The following is a 17,636-nucleotide window of genomic DNA, read 5'->3' as shown; positions in this document are numbered from 1 at the left end:
CGCATACGCGCCGCAAATGCCGGTGTTCCCACCGGGGTAGCGGCTCAGGCCGCCCGCTCTAGCAGCCCCTTGAGGTCCCTCAGGCTGGGGACCACCGCGTCCGGGTGGGCCGCGCGGATGTCCATGCCGTGATTGTAGCCGTAGGGGACGCATACGACCTGGAACGATGCGGCACGGGCCGCACGCACGTCGTTTACCGAGTCTCCGATCAGCCAGGATTCCTCGGGGCTTACCCCAAAGAAGCGCGCGGCGTGCAGCAGCGGTTCGGGGTCGGGCTTTTTCTTGGGCAGGGTGTCGCCGCTGATGACCAGTTCGAAGTAATCCCGCAGCGCGAGGTCGCGCAGCAGCGGCTCCGTGAATTGGGCCGCCTTGTTGGTCACGCAGCCCAGCCGGTATCCGGCCGCCTTGAGGTGGTCCAGCCCTTCGCGGACCCCGGGATACAAACGGCTGCGCACGGAGGTGTTCTCGGCATAGAGGTTCAGAAAGACTGGATAGGCCTTCTGAAATAGGGCCTCGTCCGGCTCACCCTCCAGGGTGCCTACCAACGCGCGGCGCACCAGCCGTTCCACGCCGTTGCCGACCCACTGACGGACGGCTTCTTCCCCCCGGATAGCGCCGCCCAAATGTTCCATCATGCGATCCACGCACCATGCCAGGTCCGGGACGCTGTCCACCAGGGTGCCGTCCACATCGATCAGGATCATGCGCGGGCGGCGCAGGGCCATGGCGGGTTTATCGCCCGGCACGGGCCAGCTCTGCGCGCATGGCGGTAATGGTCGCCTTGTAGTCGTCGGTGCTGAAGATGGCGGAGCCGGCCACGAAGGTGTCGGCGCCCGCCTCGGCGATGGCGCGGATGTTGTCCACCTTCACGCCGCCGTCGACCTCCAGGCGGATGTCACGTCCAGACGCGTCGATGATCTTGCGTGCCGCGCGCAACTTGTCCAGCACGTAGGGGATGAATTTCTGGCCCCCGAAGCCAGGGTTCACCGACATCAGCAGCACCATGTCCACTTTATCGATGGCCCACTGCAGGTAGTCCAGGGGCGTGGCGGGGTTGAAAACCAGTCCCGCTTTGCAGCCCTCTCCCTTGATCAGCTGCAGGGTCCGGTCCACGTGCTCGCTGGCCTCGGGATGGAAGGTGATATAGCTCGCGCCGGCGGCGGCGAAGTCCGGGACGATGCGGTCCACGGGCTTGACCATCAGATGCACGTCGATCGGTGCGGTGACGCCATGCTTGCGCAGGGCTTCGCACACCAGGGGACCAATGGTCAGGTTCGGAACGTAATGGTTGTCCATTACGTCGAAGTGGACGATGTCGGCGCCCGAATCGAGGACGTGGGTGACTTCCTCGCCGAGGCGGGCGAAGTCGGCCGACAGAATGCTGGGCGCGATGAAATACTCGGACATGGTCATGGATCCTCTATGGACGTCCTGAACCCAGGCTGTCCTATGCTTTGGCGCCCATGGTGCGAAGGCGCGTGAACGGGGGAATTTACCTGATTGGCGCCGATTTTTCAGCCCTTGGGGTGGTTTGGCCTATAATGTGCCGGTACGCCACGCCCCGAACCTCCTACGGACCGCCGGGAGACGCGCTATGTACCTACGGCCCCTGGTGTTTCTGACCCTGTTTCTGGCCGCCGGGCGGGTGTTTCCGGCCACCGGGGCCGACACGGCGCGGGAGCAGCACTGGGCCCAGGAACTCCAGGCGACCTTGTTGACGGGCCATGCGGAGTCCCTGAAGACCGCTAGCGGCACCTCGTTCTTTGCTATCTATACCGTGCCCACTGGCGGCCTGCGTGTCTACGGAGGAGTGATTCTCCTGCATCGGATGGGGGCCAACCCGGACTGGGCGGATGTGGTCCGTCCGCTGCGTATCGGGCTCGCCGGGGAGGGCTGGGCCACCTTGTCGCTGCAGATGCCGGTGCTGTCCGCGGATGCCGCTCCCAAGGATTACGGGGCATTGTTTCCCGACGTGCCACCGCGCATCGAGGCCGGAATCCAATTCCTCAAGTCCAAGGGCATCAAGCCCATTATGCTGGTGGGGGACCATATGGGCGCTGCTATGGGTGCCTATTTCCTGGCCCATAACGCCAACAGCGGGATCCGGGCGTTCGTGGGCATCGGCATGCCGAGCGACCCGGATCCGAAGTCACCCCTCGATACTGCCACGGCGCTCAAGCAGATCCACATCCCGGTACTGGATCTGTACGGCAGCGGTGATTTCGACGACGTGTTGGAGGGCGTTCCGCAACGAGCGGCAGCGGCGCGGGCGGCGGGCAACCATGCCTTCGCCCAGGTGCAGATCTACGGCGCCGGCCCCGATTTTCGGGACCTCGACAGTGCGCTGCTGATTCGGGTTCAGGGGTGGTTGCGCAAGTACAGCCCAGGAACAACGGGGCGATCAGCGCCAGGAGCCTGATGAGCCGTCGGCAAGCCAACTTTTCGGTCTGTGTCCCCGCGCCATCTCGAAGGGGTGGGCCACGGTGGGGCTAGCGTATCCACGTGTAGTCAATCGTATGGACCAAGACGACGCCAAGAAAATGCCGTTGGGTTACTTGGTTTCGTCATAGTCAGTCACTGAGGAGCATCCATGGAGATCGCAATCGGGTTGCACATAGTCGCTGCTGTCATCTGGGTTGGCGGGATGTTTTTCGCCTACGTGGTCCTGCGGCCGGTGGCCGCCAGCCTCCTGGAACCGCCCCACCGCCTCCCCCTGTGGACCCAGACCTTCGCGCGTTTTTTCCCCTGGGTGTGGATCTCGGTGGCGGTGCTGCCGGTGACCGGCTACTGGATGGTGTTCCGGCTGTTCGGCGGTATGGCCCAGGTCCCGGTGTATGTGAATATCATGCAAGGAATCGGGTGGGTGATGATCCTGCTCTATCTGCATGTCTTCTTCGCGCCCTATCGGCAATTGCGCCAAGCGGTGGCCCGCCAGGATTGGCCGGAGGGCGCGCGACGGCTCGGTCAGATCCGCCGCCTGATCGGTCTGAATCTGACCCTGGGTCTGATCGTCGTGGTAGTGGCCAGCAGTGGGCGCTACTGGCACGGCTAGGCGCGATCTCAATTGACCATCGACACGCCCATGGTATGTAAGCCCAAACGCCGCTGCCCGTGGGCCCGGAGCGGGTCCCTGGAGACCGATTATCACGACCGGGAGTGGGGCGTGCCGGTGCATGATGACCGAACCCTGTTCGAATTCCTGACCCTGGAAGCGGCACAGGCAGGTTTGAGCTGGTCGACTATCCTTAAGAAGCGCGAGGGATACCGCTTGGCCTATGACGGGTTCGATCCGCAGCACGTGGCGCGCTATGGCGCCCGGAAACTTGATGCCTTGCTGGGGGACGCGGGCATCGTCCGCAACCGCCTGAAGGTGGAGGCGTCGGTCGCCAATGCCCGGTGTTTCCTTGCGGTACAGGAGGACTTCGGCAGCTTTGCGGCCTATCTCTGGCGTTATACCGACGGGACGGCGGTTATCAACCGATGGCGTTCCCAGCACCAAGTGCCGGCCTGCACGGAGCTGTCCGAGACCTTGAGCAAGGACCTGCGCAAACGGGGATTTCGATTCGTGGGCGGCACGATCTGTTATGCCTTCATGCAGGCGGTCGGGATGGTCAACGACCACCTGATTGCCTGCTTTCGCCACCGGGAGCTGGCGCGTTACTGATGCACCCTCCATTAGGGCAACCTTCCGGTCCGTGCACCCCCCATTTTTCATAGGCGCGGGCAAGAGTCGGCTAGTGTGATCGACCGTATCGGCCAAGGCAAAACCAAGGGAGTGCGGTCTGTTTCCTTTGTCTCAATTGCAGCAAGGCGGGCCGCCGCGGGGTGCGGACCGGCACCGGACGTCTTTTCTAAGGGGGGCGAATAACGGGCCCAAACATCAGGACGACTGCATCGACAGATGCGAGAGAGGTATAAATGTTAAAAGATTTTAAAGAGTTTGCAATGCGCGGCAACGTGGTGGACATGGCGGTCGGTATCGTCGTGGGTGCCGCGTTCGGCACGATCGTCAAATCGCTGGTCACCGATGTCATCATGCCTCCCATCGGCCTGCTGTTGGGCAATGTGGACTTCTCCGACCTGTTTGTGGTGCTCAAGGAGGGTGCGAACCCGGGACCTTATGCGTCGTTGGCGCTCGCGCAGAAGGCGGGTGCGGTTACCATCAACTACGGTGCTTTTGTCAACACGATCGTCAGCTTCCTGATCGTGGCGTTCGCGATCTTCCTCGTCGTTCGCGGGCTGAACCGGCTGAAGCGCGCGGAGGCGGTGGCGCCGGCGGTACCGACGACCAAGGAGTGCCGGTACTGTATCTCTACGATAGCGCTGAACGCGACCCGCTGTCCGCACTGCACCTCTGAGGTGTAACTTGCCGGTCTGTGCTGGGGTTGCCGTGTGGTAGTTGCAGGCGGTGTTCCGTGACGGGGGAGGCGAGATGCTGGAATGCGCGGACGTTATATCAAAGCTTCTGGTCGCCAAGAAGATCAAGGCATGAGCTTTGCGAGACTGGGGAAGTTCCTTCCGTATAAGCGCTGGTAGCTCGGGATCGCAGTGAACCGGGCCGTGAGGGAGTGAAGCCGATGCCCGAAGATGGATCTTTTACCGTGGAGGTGGAGCAGCTGCGGGACTACGAATTTCGAGTAAAGTTCGACTGGCCGGAAGTGGCGGAGCTCACGCTGGACGAGCCCCCGCCGCTGGGCGCGCGCCAGGGGCCAAACGCATCCCGTTTGTTGGCCGCTGCGGTGGCGAATTGCTTGAGTGCGAGTCTGCTCTTCTGCCTCGAGAAAAGCCGCCTTGCACCGGGTGGCATCAAGAGCGTGGTGCGTGGAACTCTGGTTCGCAACGCGGACAAGCACCTGCGCATCGGCGGCCTCAATGTGGTCATCGATCTGGTGGGCATGGGCGAGGCTGGGACCCGGCTGGGCCGCTGCGTGGACTTGTTCGAGGAGTTCTGCGTGGTGACCGCCAGCGTCCGGCAGGGGATTCCGGTTGACGTCACCGTGCGCGCCGACGGGGATGTGGTCCACCGGGACCCGGGCGGAACGGGGCGGTAGCGATGCGGGCCGTCAGCCCACCGATGGTCCTCGCACCAACCGCCGCAGGCGCTACGATCCCGGCTCCTTAGCCCGTATGGTTCGCGCACTGTACAGCATGGTTTGATGCCGCTGTAGCCCCGTGCCTTGCCTCATCTTCCGTGTGATGCTCATGAACAGCGGACGGCAGGTATTCCGTGGCGGTTTCGCCGCGCTGCTGTATGTTGGATTGATCTGGCTGGCGTTAGCCTATGTTCCAAACCTGAAACTCTGGGGACGGGCTCCGGGTGCCGCGTACGCGCCGCTTAACGTGGAGGACGTGTACTGCGCCCAACCCCGCCTGCTTGACCGCGAGCTCAATGCGCTGAGACCCCAACGCCCGGGCGTTGTCGACCTGTATTTGTCGGGGTCGGCAGCTACGCTGCCCAGGACGTGTTCATGAAGGAGGTTCGTTACGCACGCAAGCCGATGGACCGGCGTTTCGATACCCGAGGCCGCGCGGTGGTGATCATCAACAATCGGGATACAGTTGGGAATATTCCTCTGGTGTCTGCCACCAACCTCAAGCGGATTTTGCTGCGTATCGGAACGGTCATGGATCCGAAGGAGGACATCCTGTTTCTCTATATCACCACCCACGGTGAGCCGGGACGGCTGTCCATGTGGTTTCCCTGGCTGCAGCTCAACGACCTGAATGCCGGGGACCGGCACCGGATGTTGGTGGCAGCGGGGATCAAATGGAAGGTTCTGGTGATCTCCGCGGGCTATTCAGGGAGCTTCATCGATGCCCTCAAAGATGACGATACCCTCATCCTGACCGCGGCGGCTGCCAACCGGACTTCCTTTGACTGCTCCAATGAAAACGACTTTACCTATTGCGGAGAGGCGTTTTTGCGCGATCAGCTGGCCCACCGGTACTCCTTGACCGATGCGTTCCTGGCCGCGCGCCTCCAGGCTACGCCACGCCGTTACCCGTCGAACGGCGGGCGCCGGTCCGCGCCCCGGTTTGCCCGCCCATCCCGCCGAACTTATAATGTGCTCCCGATTCCTGCTGGCACCGCTCTGGCGGCCATTCCATGAGCCACACTAATCACCCGAAGGACTTTGTTGCGCTGCGCATCGCCGTGCTCACGGTGTCCGATTCCCGTACCGAGGACACGGACACTTCAGGACGCACCCTGGTGGAGCGGTTGAGCGCGGCGGGTCACGCGCTGGCCGAGAAGGTCATCCTGCCCGATGACCGCTACCGGATCCGGGCGCTGGTGGCGGGCTGGATCGCGGAGCCCGAAGTGCAGGTGGTCCTGATCACCGGCGGGACGGGAATGACCGGGCGCGACATCACTCCGGAGGCGGTGCGCCCCCTGTTCGATAAGGAGGTGGAGGGTTTCGGGGAACTGTTCCGCTCGCTCTCCTATGAAGAGATCGGTACCTCTACCCTCCAGTCCCGGGCCGTGGCGGGGATCGCCAACGGCACGGTGATTTTCTGCATGCCCGGTTCCACGGGTGCGTGTCGCACCGCATGGGACCGCGTCATCCGCGACCAATTGGACCACCGGCACGCGCCTTGCAACTTCGTGGAGTTGTTGCCGCGGCTGACCGAGCGCTGACTGGCGCACCTGAGGGAGCCATGGGACCCGAACCGATCCACAACGACGGCTGCCCGCCCCCGGAGGGCGGGTTGCAAACCGTTGCGGCGGCGTTGGCGCTGTTGCTGGCCGATGCCCGGCCGGTCGCGGAGTCGGAATGCGTGGAACTGGAGGGGGCCCTGGGCCGGGTACTGTCCGAGTCTCAGGTGGCGGCGGTAGATGTGCCGCCCTGGGACAACAGTGCCATGGACGGTTACGCGGTGCGCAGCGCTGATCTGCAACCGGGTGGCGAGACCCGGCTTGCCGTGAGCCAGCGGATTCCGGCGGGCCGCGCCGCCGCGGCGCTGGCGCCGGGCACCGCGGCACGCATCTTCACCGGGGCGCCGGTCCCGGACGGGGCGGATGCGGTGGTGATTCAAGAGATCTGTGTTCCGGGTGATGGAACCGTAACGGTACGCGGCAACGCGGCTCCCGGCGCCAACATCCGCCGCGCCGGCGAGGATATCCGCGCTGGCAGCGAGATCTTGGTGGCGGGTACCCAGCTGGGTCCCCAGCACCTGGGACTCGCCGCTTCGGTGGGCTTGGCGCGGTTGCCGGTGTACCGGAGGTTGCGGGTGGCGATCTTCTCCACCGGAGATGAGCTGGTGCGTCCCGGCGTGCCCTTGGGTCCGGGGCAGATCTACAACTCCAACCATTACACCCTGACCGGATTGCTGCGGGGTCTGGGCTGTGAAACGGCGGATCTGGGGGTGGTGCCGGACCGTCTCGATGCCACCTGCGTGGCACTCGAGCGGGCGGCCGCCCACGCCGACCTGATCCTAACCTCCGGCGGGGTGTCCGTGGGGGAGGAGGATCACCTGAAACCCGCGGTGGAGCGCCTAGGTCGGCTGGAGCTGTGGCGCATCGCGGTACGTCCCGGTAAACCCCTCGCCTTCGGACAGGTCGGCGGGACGCCGATCATCGGCATGCCGGGCAACCCGGTATCCTTGTTCGTGACCTTCTGCCTGTTCGCCCGCCCCTTCATCCTGCGTGCCCAGGGCCGCACCGATGCCGGGTTGATACCCATTCCCGCCCCCGCTGATTTCGACTGGCCCTGCCCGGACCGACGCCGCGAGTATGCCCGCGCACGCCTGGTGCGGGACGCCGCAGGCGGGGTCCGGGTCCAACTCCATCCCAGCCGTTCGTCCGGCGTATTGAGCTCCGTGACCTGGGCCAACGGCCTGGCGGTCATCCCGGAGGGCCGCGCGCTGAAGCGTGGGGATCCGGTGGATTTTCTCGCGTTCCCGGAACTGCTGTCATGAACCCCTTTTCCCATCTGGATGACGCAGGTCGTGCGCGCATGGTAGACGTGTCAGGCAAGGCGACCACGGTGCGTGAGGCGACTGCGGCCTGTACCGTCACGATGGGGGCGGAGACCCTGCGGGCCATCATTGAGGGCACCCACCGCAAGGGCGATGTGCTGGCGGTGGCGCGGGTGGCGGGGATCCAGGCCGCGAAGCGGACCCCGGAGCTGATTCCGCTCTGCCATCCCCTGTTGTTATCCTCGGTGCAGGTCGATCTCGAGCCGGAACCGGCGGCGGGCCGGGTGCAGGTGCGGGCCACCTGCCGGGTGGAGGCTCAGACCGGGGTGGAGATGGAGGCCCTCACCGCGGCGGCGGTCGCGGCGTTGACCGTCTACGACATGTGCAAGGGAATGGACCGGGGCATGGTGATCGGGGATTTGCGGCTGCTGGAGAAAAAGGGCGGCCGCAGCGGTCACTGGCGCGCGGACCCGGCGCTGGGCGGCGCGGGCTCGTGATCACCGTGCGCTATTTCGCGTGGGTGCGGGAACAAGTCGGCACCGGGTCCGAAGCCGTCGAACTGCCCCAGGGCGTGCGGGACGTCGCGGCCCTCACGGCGCACCTGCGTACCCGGGGGGAGACATGGCAAACGGCCCTGGGAGGGAACCACTCGGTGCGGGTGGCGGTCAATCAGAGCGTGGCCGCCGCTCACAGTCCGGTGGCGGACGGGGACGAGGTGGCCTATTTCCCGCCGGTCACCGGAGGTTGAGATGACGGTACGGGTGCAATCCGACCCCTTTGATCCCGCTGCAGTGCTGGCTGATGTGGCGGGCGGGGACCCGGGGGCCGGCGCCGTGGTGAGCTTTATCGGGCGGGTAAGGGATTCCGGCCCCGGTGGCCCGGTCTCCCGCATGACCCTGGAGCACTATCCCGGCATGACTGAGCAGGCCCTGGCCGACATCGAGGCGCAGGCGCGTGCCCGCTGGGAATTACGGGATGTGCAGGTGATACACCGGGTGGGGCTCATGACCCCCGGCGAGCCCATCGTCCTGGTGGCGGTGGCGAGCATGCACCGCGGCGCGGCGTTTTCGGCGTGCGAGTTTATCGTCGACCTGCTCAAGACCCAGGCGCCGTTCTGGAAGCAGGAGCAAACGCCGGAAGGCACGCGCTGGGTGGAGGCACGGCTATGCGACACCGAGACGGCACGACGGTGGGAAGATGGGGAACCGTAGGCCTTGAAGGCCCGGCCGGCGTAACCGGCCCGTCGCGTGAGCCCTACGGGGCGCGCCAAACCGGCCACGCCTTACACTCAGCTGATCACGGATCAATGGAAGTCTACTTATGAATGCAATCAACGACACCATGGCAGATACCGCGTCACGCAGCGCCGCCACGACCGACGCGCGCCGGCCCATCGCCCTATGGCTGCTGATCTGCTGCGCCATGATCTACGGCATGGTGATCCTCGGCGGTCTCACACGGCTGACCGGCTCCGGACTGTCCATGGTGCGGTGGAACCCCATCTTCGGAATTGTCCCGCCGCTCAGTCAGTCCGCTTGGCAGAAGGCCTTTACCCAATACCAGAAGTCTCCTGAGTACCGGGAGGTGAATTTCCAAATGGATTTGGCGGGCTTCAAGCGGATCTATTACGTGGAGTATGCCCACCGGGTCCTGGGGCGGACCATCGGCTTGGTATTCCTGGTGCCGTTCCTGTATTTCTGGGTACGGCGCAAGATTCCGCGAGGGTTGTCTCCACGCCTCGTCACCATGTTCATACTCGGCGGACTTCAGGGCCTACTGGGCTGGTACATGGTCAAGAGCGGCCTGGTCAACGTCCCGCACGTGAGCCAATATCGGCTCACTGCCCACCTCGGGTTGGCGTTGATCATCTATGTCTTCATTCTATGGACCGCATTGGATTTGTTGTTGACATCGTCACAGGCCATGCCGGCCCGGGGTTTGCGCGGCCTGCGGCGGTTCGCGACGGCGGTGGCGTGTCTGGTGTTCGTGACCATGCTGGCGGGCGGGTTCGTCGCCGGCCTGAAGGCGGGCTTCGCCTACAACACCTTTCCGTTGATGGATGGGCGTTGGGTGCCCCTCAACATGTTCCTGCTGCAGCCGTTCTGGCGAAATTTCTTCGAGAACATCGCTACCGTGCAGTTCGATCACCGGGTGCTGGCGATCCTAACCTTCCTGTCGGTGTGCAGCCTGTGGCTGGTGGCGCGGCGCTATACGCTTGCGCGCCGCGCGCGGATTGGGTTGAACCTATGGGTGGCGATGGTATTCGTTCAAGTTGGACTTGGTATCTCCACCCTGCTGTTGTACGTCCCGACGCCGCTGGCTTCTGCCCATCAGGCCGGCGCCGTGGCGCTGCTCACGCTCGCGGTGTTCACGGTTCACGAACTGCGCAGCGGAGGAGCTGCAGGCGGCGCCGTCTGAAGAGGGGTGTCGCGCCCGCCGCAGGTCTGCGGGTGATCCGCCAGTGACGCAGTTCACCGGTTCGAGCCTGGGTAGGCGCAGCGCCGACGCAACGTAGGTGTAACGCCGGTGGCACCTGTCCCGCTGCCAATTCGTGCGATCCGCGTCCATGCGATACCGGTGCGCCTCTTGTTCCGGCGTCGTTGGACGGATCCGCTTCAGCTTTCGTCGATCTGGCCGCTAGGCGTTTTTGTGGCTGGACTTCACTTTCGGTAGAATCGTGAAACCAATTGATCTCCAGTGACAATTCGGCGGGCGATGGCGCTGCGCAGCGCGGTTCGGATGAACTGGGGCGGCTAGAACCTACCTCAAAATCGCGGATCGGGTGTTCAGGCAAGACGCGGGCGCTGCTAGGAGTGCAGGGTACACGCGGCAAATGAGCACCGCAGCCGAGTCCACAACGCCGCATGGGCGGCCGAGATGCATTTTGAGGTAGATTTTAGGCACGCCGGGTTGACGCAGGGACCGGATAGCACAAGGAGCCGATTACCATGTCAGATGCGAAGGGATCGCCGCCGGAGCTGATCGATTTGGGCATCAACTGGCCGGAGATCAACGTCCGGGAATGGCGCAATGAGGCGGGCGACTCCGACAACCATGTTCGTGAACGGTTCCGGCTCGTCGATAGCGAACATCCGCTGATCCAGGAACTGATGCGACTATACCGCGGCCGGTTGCCCACGGTACAACCCGGCGTCTCCGGCAATGGCGGTTAATCCGCGGGAGCTGATATCGAAGGCGGGTGACCTGGCTTCGTTGCCGGAAGTGGTCGCCCGGGTATGCAGCTTGATCGGGGATCCGCGCACATCGGCTTCGGATATCGGCCAAGTGATCGCGCAGGATCCGGCGATGACCACGCGGCTGCTGCGCGTCGTCAACAGCCCCTTTTACGGGTTCCCGTCCCGTATCGACACGGTGTCCCGCGCGGTGACGGTCGTCGGTACTGGGGAGCTGTTGAGCCTGGTGCTTGCGGCTTCGGTGGTCCGCCAGTTTCGTGACATCCCTCCCGAGCTCATCGACATGCAGGCATTCTGGCGCCACAGCGTCTATTGCGCAGTAGTGGCCCGGGTGCTTGCTGCGCGGCGCCGCGAGACGGATATCGAGCGGTATTTCGTCGCCGGCCTGATCCATGACGTCGGCAGCCTCATACTGTATAAGACCGTGCCCAGATTGGCCGCGGAGGCCTTGGTGCGGGCGCGCGACACCGGGGAGGATTTACCGTCGGCGGAGCGGACGGTCATGGGGTGCGATCACGCCGATGTGGGTGCCGAACTAATGAATGTCTGGCGGATGCCGCCCGCGTTGACGGAAGTAGTCGCCTACCATCACGCGCCGGAGCGGGCGGTGGAATACCCTCGGGAGGTAGCGACCGTCCACTTGGCGGATATCATCGCCGGCGCGCTGGGGGCGACGGGCAATGGCAGCGAGCACGTCCCGGCCATGGTTCCTGACGCGTGGGCCGCGGCGGGATTCCCGGTGGCGGAGCTGGATTCGGTCCTTTCCCATGCGGACGATCAGTTCAACGTTGCATTGGAATTGATCATGCCCGAGGCGCTGGTGGTCGCTTAAACGCGGTTACCGCGATCCGCGTGACACGGTATCGGACCATCGGTTGCACCGCGGCATGGCGTCCCGATCGCCGCGCGGCCCAGTCAGCTTTTCAGCTTCAGGAGCAATGCCTCGATGTGGTGCTCCTTGAGCACCTCCCGTGTCTCGTTCAGTTTCTTCAGGTTACGGAATGGACCGAGCCGTACCCGATGCCAGGTCTCGGTTCCGCTCACCGTCACGCTCTGGATGTCCGCTTCCAACCCCAGTAGGGCGAGTTGTGCCTTGAGGCGGTCCGCTTGCTGGTATTTCCGGAACGATCCTGCTTGCAGGATATACGTGCCCGGTGCCGCCACCTGGGTGACGCCGTGCTCGACCTTTCCGGAGATGTCCTGATCCGGCACCATCACCTCCATCTCCGGCAGAATGGTGTAGAAGTCGAACTTGGGCTCTTTGGCGGAGGTGGCCTCCTTATTGAGTGCCGGCTTCTTCGCCTCCGGTTTGGGCGTCTGCGCGGCGGAACGCGTCGTCGCGACGGAACGGGTGGTTCGGACCGCCGTGGCCGGCTGGTATTGACGCAGAAATACCAGCAACGCCACGAACAATCCCAGCGCGAGACCTGCGACCAGCCATACCCATCCCGGGGCGGGTTGGGGCTGCTTGCGGTTGGCGGAATGCTTGTAGTCCCGTGGCATGGTGCTACATGGTTTCCGGCGCCGATACCCCAAGCAGGCCGAGACCGTTGCGGATCACCTGACGCACGGCGGCGATCAGATTGAGGCGCGCATCGCGCAGCCCTGGGTCATCGACCAGAAATGGGTGGGCATTATAGTAGGTATGAAAGTCGTTGGACAGTTCGCGCAGGTAGTGGGCAAGTTGGTGCGGCTCAGTACCGACCGCCGCCGCCTCGATTACCTCCGGGTACCGCGACACGGTATACAGGACGGCCTGCTCGTGGGGTTCCGTTAGCCGGTGCAGATTGGCATTGCCCCGTACTTGATCCCGATCCAGCCCCTTTTCCTCCCGTTGTTTCATGACGCTGCACACTCGTGCATGAGCGTACTGGATATAAAACACCGGGTTGTCCGCGGACTCGGACTTGGCCAGATCCAGGTCGAAGTCCAGATGTTGCTCGCATTTGCGCATCACATAGAAAAAGCGCGCGGCGTCGTTGCCCACTTCGTGGCGCAGCTCCCGCAGCGTGATGAACTCGCCGGAGCGGGTGGACATCTGGACCTTCTCTCCGCCGCGGTACAGGATTGCAAACTGCACCAGCAGCACGTCGAGGTGCGTTGGGTCTTCGCCCATGGCCGTGAGCGCCGCCTTCACCCGGGGTATGTACCCGTGGTGATCCGCGCCCCATACGTCGATGACCCGTTCGAAGCCGCGCTCGCGCTTGTTCATGTGATAGGCGACGTCGGATGCGAAATAGGTGGTCTGGCCGTTCTCGCGCACCAGTACCCGGTCCTTGGTGTCGCCGAGCCCGCTGGAGCGGAACCATAGGGCACCGTCCTGCTCGTAGGTATGCCCCGCGCTGCGCAGCCGCTCGATGGCGCGTTGCACGGCCCCACTGTCCATCAATGAGCGTTCCGAGAACCACTCCTGGTAGACGACCCCGAACTCTTCCAGGTCGCGGCGGATGTCGCCGAGGATGGCGTCTAGTCCGGCATCAAAAACCGTTCGGTAGGGGCGCGGACCAAGCAGATCGCGGGCGCGGGCGATAAGGGCGTCGACGTGCTCCTCCTTGTCGCCACCGGCAGGTTCGTCGGGCGGCAGGCCCGCAAACACCCGTTGCACCGGCGCATGGAAGGCGGTGCCATGGGTGCGATGTACGTTCGCCGCCACGTCCCAGACATAGTCACCCTTGTAGCCGTTGACCGGGAAGCGGATGGTTTCGCCGCACAGCTCCAGGTAGCGCAGCCACACGCTGGCTGCCAAGATGTCCATCTGCCGTCCGGCGTCGTTGACGTAATACTCCCGATGCACCCGGTAGCCCACGCTCTCCAGAAGATCCGCCACCGCCGCGCCGTAGGCGGCCCCGCGTCCGTGGCCGACGTGCAAGGGGCCGGTGGGGTTGGCGGAGACGAACTCCACCTGCACGGCGCGTCCGCCGCCGATGTCGCTGCGCCCGTAGTCCGCGCCCGCCTCCAGGATTTCGCCCACCGTGGTCTGAAAGGCCGCCGGGCTCAGATGGAAGTTGATGAACCCGGGTCCCGCGATCTCGACGTGCTCCACGCAATCGCTGGCAGGCAGCGCCTGCACGATGCGTTGCGCGAGATCACGCGGTTTCATGCCGATGGACTTGGCGAGGATCAGCGCGGAGTTGCTGGCGAAGTCGCCATGGGATCGGTCCCGAGTGCGTTCGATGTGGGCCGCTCCGTGGGTAGTCGCGGACAACAGCCCGTCACGCCGCAGCGCGCTCAGCGCCTCTCCCAATAATTGCTGCAACACACGCTTCAAGCGCGCTCTCTCACGGGTGGGTCCTTGGGTGCCAGCCGCTCGGCATGCGGTGGGGGTGTGATGTCGCAGTCCGGATCGATGTGCGCATGTGTTGATGTGGTCCGCAGTACCTGTTTGCCGATTCCGCCGTGCCGGGCATGCGCCGCGGACCGCTAGGCAGCCACTAGGGTGTAGCGCTGGGGGTGTGCCACCGGATGCCGGTTGCGCAGATGGCGCGTCGGGCGTGTCGCGGGCGCGGTTGAAGGCGCCTATTATCCGGGCTGCGCGGCGTGTTGCAAGGGAGCCCGCGCCTATTCGCGGCGGGCCCCGCGTTCCGTTGCCGGCGGTGGGTCCGTTTTCGCAGGGGAGGGTTGCGCGTGGGATCACCGGACCCGAAACTCCGCGAGCGTAGTGTTTCACACTTGGTGCCCGGGTGGCTCCGATGCAGGCCGCGGCACCGATCCGCCGCTACAAGGTGTCGACCGGGTCCACATCCACGGACCACCGGACCCGGCGCCCGGATTTCAGGGTCTCCAGCGCCGGTACCCAGACCCGCAGCAAGCGTTGCAGGGGGCCACGTTGTTCCGCCTGGAGCAGGAGCTGAGCGCGGTAGCGCCCGGCACGCCGTTCCATGGGGGCGGCGACCGGGCCCAGTAGGCGCGTGGCACCGGCGCCACTACGCTCGGCCTCTGCGCGGGCGTCTTCAAGGAATGCCAGGGGTGCCTGCGCGGTTGGGGCCTCGGCCCGCACCAGGACCATATGGGTGTAGGGGGGCAGGCCGGCGGCGTGGCGTTCCTCCAGCGCGCGCCCTGCGAAGCTGGCATAACCCTCCTGAAGCAGGGCTATCAGCAGCGGGTGATCGGGATGGTGGGTCTGGACCAGCACTTGGCCGGGTTTTTCCGCGCGCCCGGCCCGGCCCGCCACCTGCACGATGAGTTGCGCCATGCGTTCGCTGGCACGAAAGTCCGTGCCGTACAGCCCCTGATCCGCGTCCAGAACCGCGACCAGGGTGACGTCGGGAAGGTGATGGCCCTTGGCCAGCATCTGGGTGCCGATCAGGATCCGGCTGTGCCCGGAGCGCGCCTGGGCCAACAGGGACTCCAGAGTACCCTTGCGGCGGGTGCTGTCGCGGTCGATGCGTGCGATCGCCACCCCCGGGAAATGGCGCAGAAGGACCTGTTCTACGCGCTCCGTGCCCTGGCCCAGGGGCCGGAGATCTACGCCGCCGCAGTCCGGGCACTGCCGGTCCACGGGCCGTTCGGCGCCGCACTGGTGACAGCGCAGGCGCGGCTGGCCCAGGTGCAGCGTGAGGCGGGCGTCGCAGCGGGCGCACCCCGCGACCCAACCGCACTCGTGGCAAAGCAGTGTTGGGGAGTAGCCACGCCGGTTGAGGAACAGCAGTGCCTGGCCCCCGGCCTCCAGATGCTGACCGATGCCCTGGAGCAGCGCCTCGGACAGTCCTTCCTCCATGGGCCGGCGGCGCAGATCCAATATCACGGCCTGGGGGTGTACCGCGTTGCCCGCGCGTTCCGGGAGTACCAGATGCTGGTAACGGCCCTGGCGGGCATTGTGGAGAGATTCCAACGACGGCGTGGCGGACCCCAATACCACCGGGATGCGGTGGCGCTGGGCACGCAGTACGGCCAGATCGCGGCTGTGGTAGCGGAAGCCCTCCTGCTGTTTCAGGGAGGGGTCGTGCTCCTCGTCCACGATCACGATACCGGGCGCGTGCAGGGGCACGAATACCGCGGAGCGCGTACCGATGACCACCGGTGCCGCGCCACTGCGCGCCATGAGCCAGGCGGAGAGCCGTTCCGAGTCGGAAAGCCCGGAGTGCAGCACGGCCACCGGCACCGGAAACCGGCGCTGGAAGCGGGATACCAGTTGGGGCGTGAGACCAATTTCCGGGACCAATACCAGGGCTTGACGTCCCGCCTTCAGCACCCCATCGATCACGCGCAGATATACTTCGGTCTTGCCGCTGCCGGTGACCCCGTCCAGCAGGAAGCCCTGGAAGGCGCCGAGCGCGGCGCGGATTCCGTCGACCGCGGCACGTTGCGCCTCCCCCAGCGCGGGGGGGGCGCAGTCGCCGGTGCCAGGCGCCGACGTGTCGGGCTGCGCGGCGGACGGGGCCATTTCCTGGGCGGCAACCCAACCCCGGGTCGCCAGGGTGCGGAGGGCCCCGCGCCAATCGCCCTCGAGGGCCGCCAGTTCGTGATCCGAAATCCCGTCTGGGTATCCCGCTAGGTGTTCGAGGAGCTGTGCCTGCCGTGGGGCGCGCGGTAAGCGGCGCGGGTCTATGGCAAGACCTTCCGTCGTAAGGTGCCAGCGCCGTAGCCCGGACTGCCGGGCCGCTTGCCCACGCCGCAGAGCCGCGGGCAGGGCGGCGGCGAAGACCTCGCCCGGGGGATGATGGTAGTAGTCCGCGGCCCAGAGCAGCAGTGCCATGAGCGGGCCGTCGAACAGTGGCTCCTGGTCCAGGATCTCCAGTACCGGGCGCAGGCGGGCGTGGGCCACGCGGCTTGGGACCGCGCATTCCACCACCACCCCTACGGTGCGGGCGCGGCCGAAGGGCACCCGGACTCGGAGGCCCGGCACCAAATGTTGCGGGTCCGAGTGGGGGGGCGGGAGGTAGTCAAAGGTGCGGTGCAGGGGCGAGGGGACCGCGACGTGCAGGACCAGCTGAATCGACATGGTGCATTACTGTACACCAGCGAAGACGAGACCGTGGGGTGGTGGGCGCGTTGATACATTATCCACAGATCTTGTGGATATCTATGTGGATGAAATGAACCCAACTGCGGTAATTCGCGGGTTTCCACGGTTCTGTCGGCGCTGGGCAATTTATACCCAAAATAAATTTTATTAATTATATTCATTAAGTTACGTAAACTCTGTAGAGGATATCCCGTATTTGACGCAGTTGAGACTACAAGGCCCGTGTTCCAGTGATGCCTGTGTATAAAACGCGTCGGCGGACTTGACTTCCGCTAGAGGTTTCCCTAGGGGGTGGGTGCCGGTCAACCCGTTTGACGGCGGCGCGTTAGTGTCCAATAGGCCTGCCCTTTAACCGGAGAACCCCAATTTCGCCGCTGGGTTCGGGGCCTCTGATGGTGGTGTCCAGGCAGGTACACTAGTCTGGATTTCCTGCCGGTGTTGGCCGCGTGGGTGCCGAGGCCGTCGGCGCGTGCGGAACAAAAGGTGACGACGGCAGCCGTCAGTAGGTCGAGGTGGACGCTGGGGTACCGTCCCGTCCTGGCGTGGGCCGCGGCAGCCCC

Annotated in this window: 19 protein-coding genes; 14 read left to right on the top strand and 5 right to left on the bottom strand. The window is 64.9% G+C overall.

Annotated features, from left to right (window positions below; translation table 11 throughout):
* Positions 1 to 44 precede the first annotated feature (44 nt).
* Positions 45 to 725, bottom strand: coding sequence for a phosphoglycolate phosphatase (locus tag B7Z66_08835; GenBank protein OYV76439.1), 681 nt, complete (start codon positions 723 to 725; stop codon positions 45 to 47).
* 7 nt (positions 726 to 732) lie between these two features.
* Positions 733 to 1,413, bottom strand: coding sequence for a ribulose-phosphate 3-epimerase (locus B7Z66_08830; protein ID OYV76438.1), 681 nt, complete (start codon positions 1,411 to 1,413; stop codon positions 733 to 735).
* A gap of 181 nt (positions 1,414 to 1,594) precedes the next feature.
* Between B7Z66_08830 and B7Z66_08825 the strand changes: the two genes are divergently transcribed.
* From B7Z66_08825 to B7Z66_08760, 14 genes are all read left to right on the top strand, one after another.
* Positions 1,595 to 2,419, top strand: coding sequence for a hypothetical protein (locus B7Z66_08825; GenBank protein OYV76437.1), 825 nt, complete (start codon positions 1,595 to 1,597; stop codon positions 2,417 to 2,419).
* 171 nt (positions 2,420 to 2,590) lie between these two features.
* Entirely contained in the window at positions 2,591 to 3,052 is a 462-nt protein-coding gene (locus B7Z66_08820) for a hypothetical protein (protein OYV76436.1), read from the top strand.
* A 30-nt stretch (positions 3,053 to 3,082) separates the two neighbouring features.
* A complete protein-coding gene (locus B7Z66_08815; protein ID OYV76459.1) occupies positions 3,083 to 3,664 on the top strand; it encodes a DNA-3-methyladenine glycosylase in 582 nt (193 codons plus the stop codon).
* A 254-nt stretch (positions 3,665 to 3,918) separates the two neighbouring features.
* Positions 3,919 to 4,365 (top strand): large-conductance mechanosensitive channel, encoded by a 447-nt coding sequence (locus B7Z66_08810; protein OYV76435.1) that lies wholly within the window; start codon positions 3,919 to 3,921, stop codon positions 4,363 to 4,365.
* 212 nt (positions 4,366 to 4,577) lie between these two features.
* Positions 4,578 to 5,051 (top strand): hypothetical protein, encoded by a 474-nt coding sequence (locus tag B7Z66_08805; GenBank protein OYV76434.1) that lies wholly within the window; start codon positions 4,578 to 4,580, stop codon positions 5,049 to 5,051.
* A 417-nt stretch (positions 5,052 to 5,468) separates the two neighbouring features.
* On the top strand, positions 5,469 to 6,110 hold the full coding sequence (locus B7Z66_08800) for a hypothetical protein (protein ID OYV76433.1): 642 nt from the start codon (positions 5,469 to 5,471) through the stop codon (positions 6,108 to 6,110).
* Positions 6,107 to 6,637, top strand: a complete 531-nt coding sequence (locus B7Z66_08795; protein OYV76432.1) for a molybdenum cofactor biosynthesis protein B — start codon at positions 6,107 to 6,109, stop codon at positions 6,635 to 6,637. The genes B7Z66_08800 and B7Z66_08795 overlap by 4 nt, the downstream gene beginning before the upstream one ends.
* 20 nt (positions 6,638 to 6,657) lie before the next feature.
* The gene (locus B7Z66_08790; GenBank protein OYV76431.1) at positions 6,658 to 7,917 is read left to right on the top strand and encodes a molybdopterin molybdenumtransferase MoeA; all 1,260 of its coding nucleotides are present in this window, start codon (positions 6,658 to 6,660) and stop codon (positions 7,915 to 7,917) included.
* Positions 7,914 to 8,414, top strand: a complete 501-nt coding sequence (locus B7Z66_08785; GenBank protein ID OYV76430.1) for a cyclic pyranopterin monophosphate synthase MoaC — start codon at positions 7,914 to 7,916, stop codon at positions 8,412 to 8,414. The genes B7Z66_08790 and B7Z66_08785 overlap by 4 nt, the downstream gene beginning before the upstream one ends.
* Positions 8,411 to 8,665, top strand: a complete 255-nt coding sequence (locus tag B7Z66_08780) for a molybdopterin converting factor subunit 1 (GenBank protein ID OYV76429.1) — start codon at positions 8,411 to 8,413, stop codon at positions 8,663 to 8,665. The genes B7Z66_08785 and B7Z66_08780 overlap by 4 nt, the downstream gene beginning before the upstream one ends.
* A gap of 1 nt (position 8,666) precedes the next feature.
* Complete coding sequence (locus B7Z66_08775; GenBank protein OYV76428.1) at positions 8,667 to 9,128, top strand: molybdenum cofactor biosynthesis protein MoaE; 462 nt, start codon at positions 8,667 to 8,669, stop codon at positions 9,126 to 9,128.
* A gap of 130 nt (positions 9,129 to 9,258) precedes the next feature.
* The gene (locus tag B7Z66_08770; GenBank protein ID OYV76458.1) at positions 9,259 to 10,335 is read left to right on the top strand and encodes a heme A synthase; all 1,077 of its coding nucleotides are present in this window, start codon (positions 9,259 to 9,261) and stop codon (positions 10,333 to 10,335) included.
* A gap of 530 nt (positions 10,336 to 10,865) precedes the next feature.
* Positions 10,866 to 11,090, top strand: a complete 225-nt coding sequence (locus B7Z66_08765; GenBank protein OYV76427.1) for a hypothetical protein — start codon at positions 10,866 to 10,868, stop codon at positions 11,088 to 11,090.
* Positions 11,080 to 11,943: a hypothetical protein gene (locus B7Z66_08760; protein OYV76426.1), complete on the top strand. Its 864-nt coding sequence runs from the start codon at positions 11,080 to 11,082 to the stop codon at positions 11,941 to 11,943. The genes B7Z66_08765 and B7Z66_08760 overlap by 11 nt, the downstream gene beginning before the upstream one ends.
* An 83-nt stretch (positions 11,944 to 12,026) precedes the next feature.
* Here the strand turns inward: B7Z66_08760 and B7Z66_08755 are convergent, their stop codons facing one another.
* From B7Z66_08755 to B7Z66_08745, 3 genes are all read right to left on the bottom strand, one after another.
* Positions 12,027 to 12,614 (bottom strand): hypothetical protein, encoded by a 588-nt coding sequence (locus B7Z66_08755; protein OYV76425.1) that lies wholly within the window; start codon positions 12,612 to 12,614, stop codon positions 12,027 to 12,029.
* A 4-nt stretch (positions 12,615 to 12,618) separates the two neighbouring features.
* Entirely contained in the window at positions 12,619 to 14,379 is a 1,761-nt protein-coding gene (locus tag B7Z66_08750) for an arginine--tRNA ligase (protein OYV76424.1), read from the bottom strand.
* A gap of 447 nt (positions 14,380 to 14,826) precedes the next feature.
* Positions 14,827 to 17,052 (bottom strand): primosomal protein N', encoded by a 2,226-nt coding sequence (locus B7Z66_08745; GenBank protein OYV76423.1) that lies wholly within the window; start codon positions 17,050 to 17,052, stop codon positions 14,827 to 14,829.
* Positions 17,053 to 17,636 lie beyond the last annotated feature (584 nt).

It is taken from the genome of Chromatiales bacterium 21-64-14, from assembly GCA_002255365.1.
GTDB lineage: Bacteria > Pseudomonadota > Gammaproteobacteria > 21-64-14 > 21-64-14 > 21-64-14.
This window is presented reverse-complemented; position numbering and strand designations above follow the sequence as displayed.

What these genes read in the sequence shown, in the direction of transcription:
- B7Z66_08835 (OYV76439.1), bottom strand. Translation starts at nt 725, where the DNA reads ATGGCCCTGCGCCGCCCGCGCATGATCCTGATCGATGTGGACGGCACC.
- B7Z66_08830 (OYV76438.1), bottom strand. Translation starts at nt 1,413, where the DNA reads ATGACCATGTCCGAGTATTTCATCGCGCCCAGCATTCTGTCGGCCGAC.
- B7Z66_08825 (OYV76437.1), top strand. Translation starts at nt 1,595, where the DNA reads ATGTACCTACGGCCCCTGGTGTTTCTGACCCTGTTTCTGGCCGCCGGG.
- B7Z66_08820 (OYV76436.1), top strand. Translation starts at nt 2,591, where the DNA reads ATGGAGATCGCAATCGGGTTGCACATAGTCGCTGCTGTCATCTGGGTT.
- B7Z66_08815 (OYV76459.1), top strand. Translation starts at nt 3,083, where the DNA reads ATGGTATGTAAGCCCAAACGCCGCTGCCCGTGGGCCCGGAGCGGGTCC.
- B7Z66_08810 (OYV76435.1), top strand. Translation starts at nt 3,919, where the DNA reads ATGTTAAAAGATTTTAAAGAGTTTGCAATGCGCGGCAACGTGGTGGAC.
- B7Z66_08805 (OYV76434.1), top strand. Translation starts at nt 4,578, where the DNA reads ATGCCCGAAGATGGATCTTTTACCGTGGAGGTGGAGCAGCTGCGGGAC.
- B7Z66_08800 (OYV76433.1), top strand. Translation starts at nt 5,469, where the DNA reads ATGAAGGAGGTTCGTTACGCACGCAAGCCGATGGACCGGCGTTTCGAT.
- B7Z66_08795 (OYV76432.1), top strand. Translation starts at nt 6,107, where the DNA reads ATGAGCCACACTAATCACCCGAAGGACTTTGTTGCGCTGCGCATCGCC.
- B7Z66_08790 (OYV76431.1), top strand. Translation starts at nt 6,658, where the DNA reads ATGGGACCCGAACCGATCCACAACGACGGCTGCCCGCCCCCGGAGGGC.
- B7Z66_08785 (OYV76430.1), top strand. Translation starts at nt 7,914, where the DNA reads ATGAACCCCTTTTCCCATCTGGATGACGCAGGTCGTGCGCGCATGGTA.
- B7Z66_08775 (OYV76428.1), top strand. Translation starts at nt 8,667, where the DNA reads ATGACGGTACGGGTGCAATCCGACCCCTTTGATCCCGCTGCAGTGCTG.
- B7Z66_08770 (OYV76458.1), top strand. Translation starts at nt 9,259, where the DNA reads ATGGCAGATACCGCGTCACGCAGCGCCGCCACGACCGACGCGCGCCGG.
- B7Z66_08765 (OYV76427.1), top strand. Translation starts at nt 10,866, where the DNA reads ATGTCAGATGCGAAGGGATCGCCGCCGGAGCTGATCGATTTGGGCATC.
- B7Z66_08760 (OYV76426.1), top strand. Translation starts at nt 11,080, where the DNA reads ATGGCGGTTAATCCGCGGGAGCTGATATCGAAGGCGGGTGACCTGGCT.
- B7Z66_08755 (OYV76425.1), bottom strand. Translation starts at nt 12,614, where the DNA reads ATGCCACGGGACTACAAGCATTCCGCCAACCGCAAGCAGCCCCAACCC.
- B7Z66_08745 (OYV76423.1), bottom strand. Translation starts at nt 17,052, where the DNA reads ATGTCGATTCAGCTGGTCCTGCACGTCGCGGTCCCCTCGCCCCTGCAC.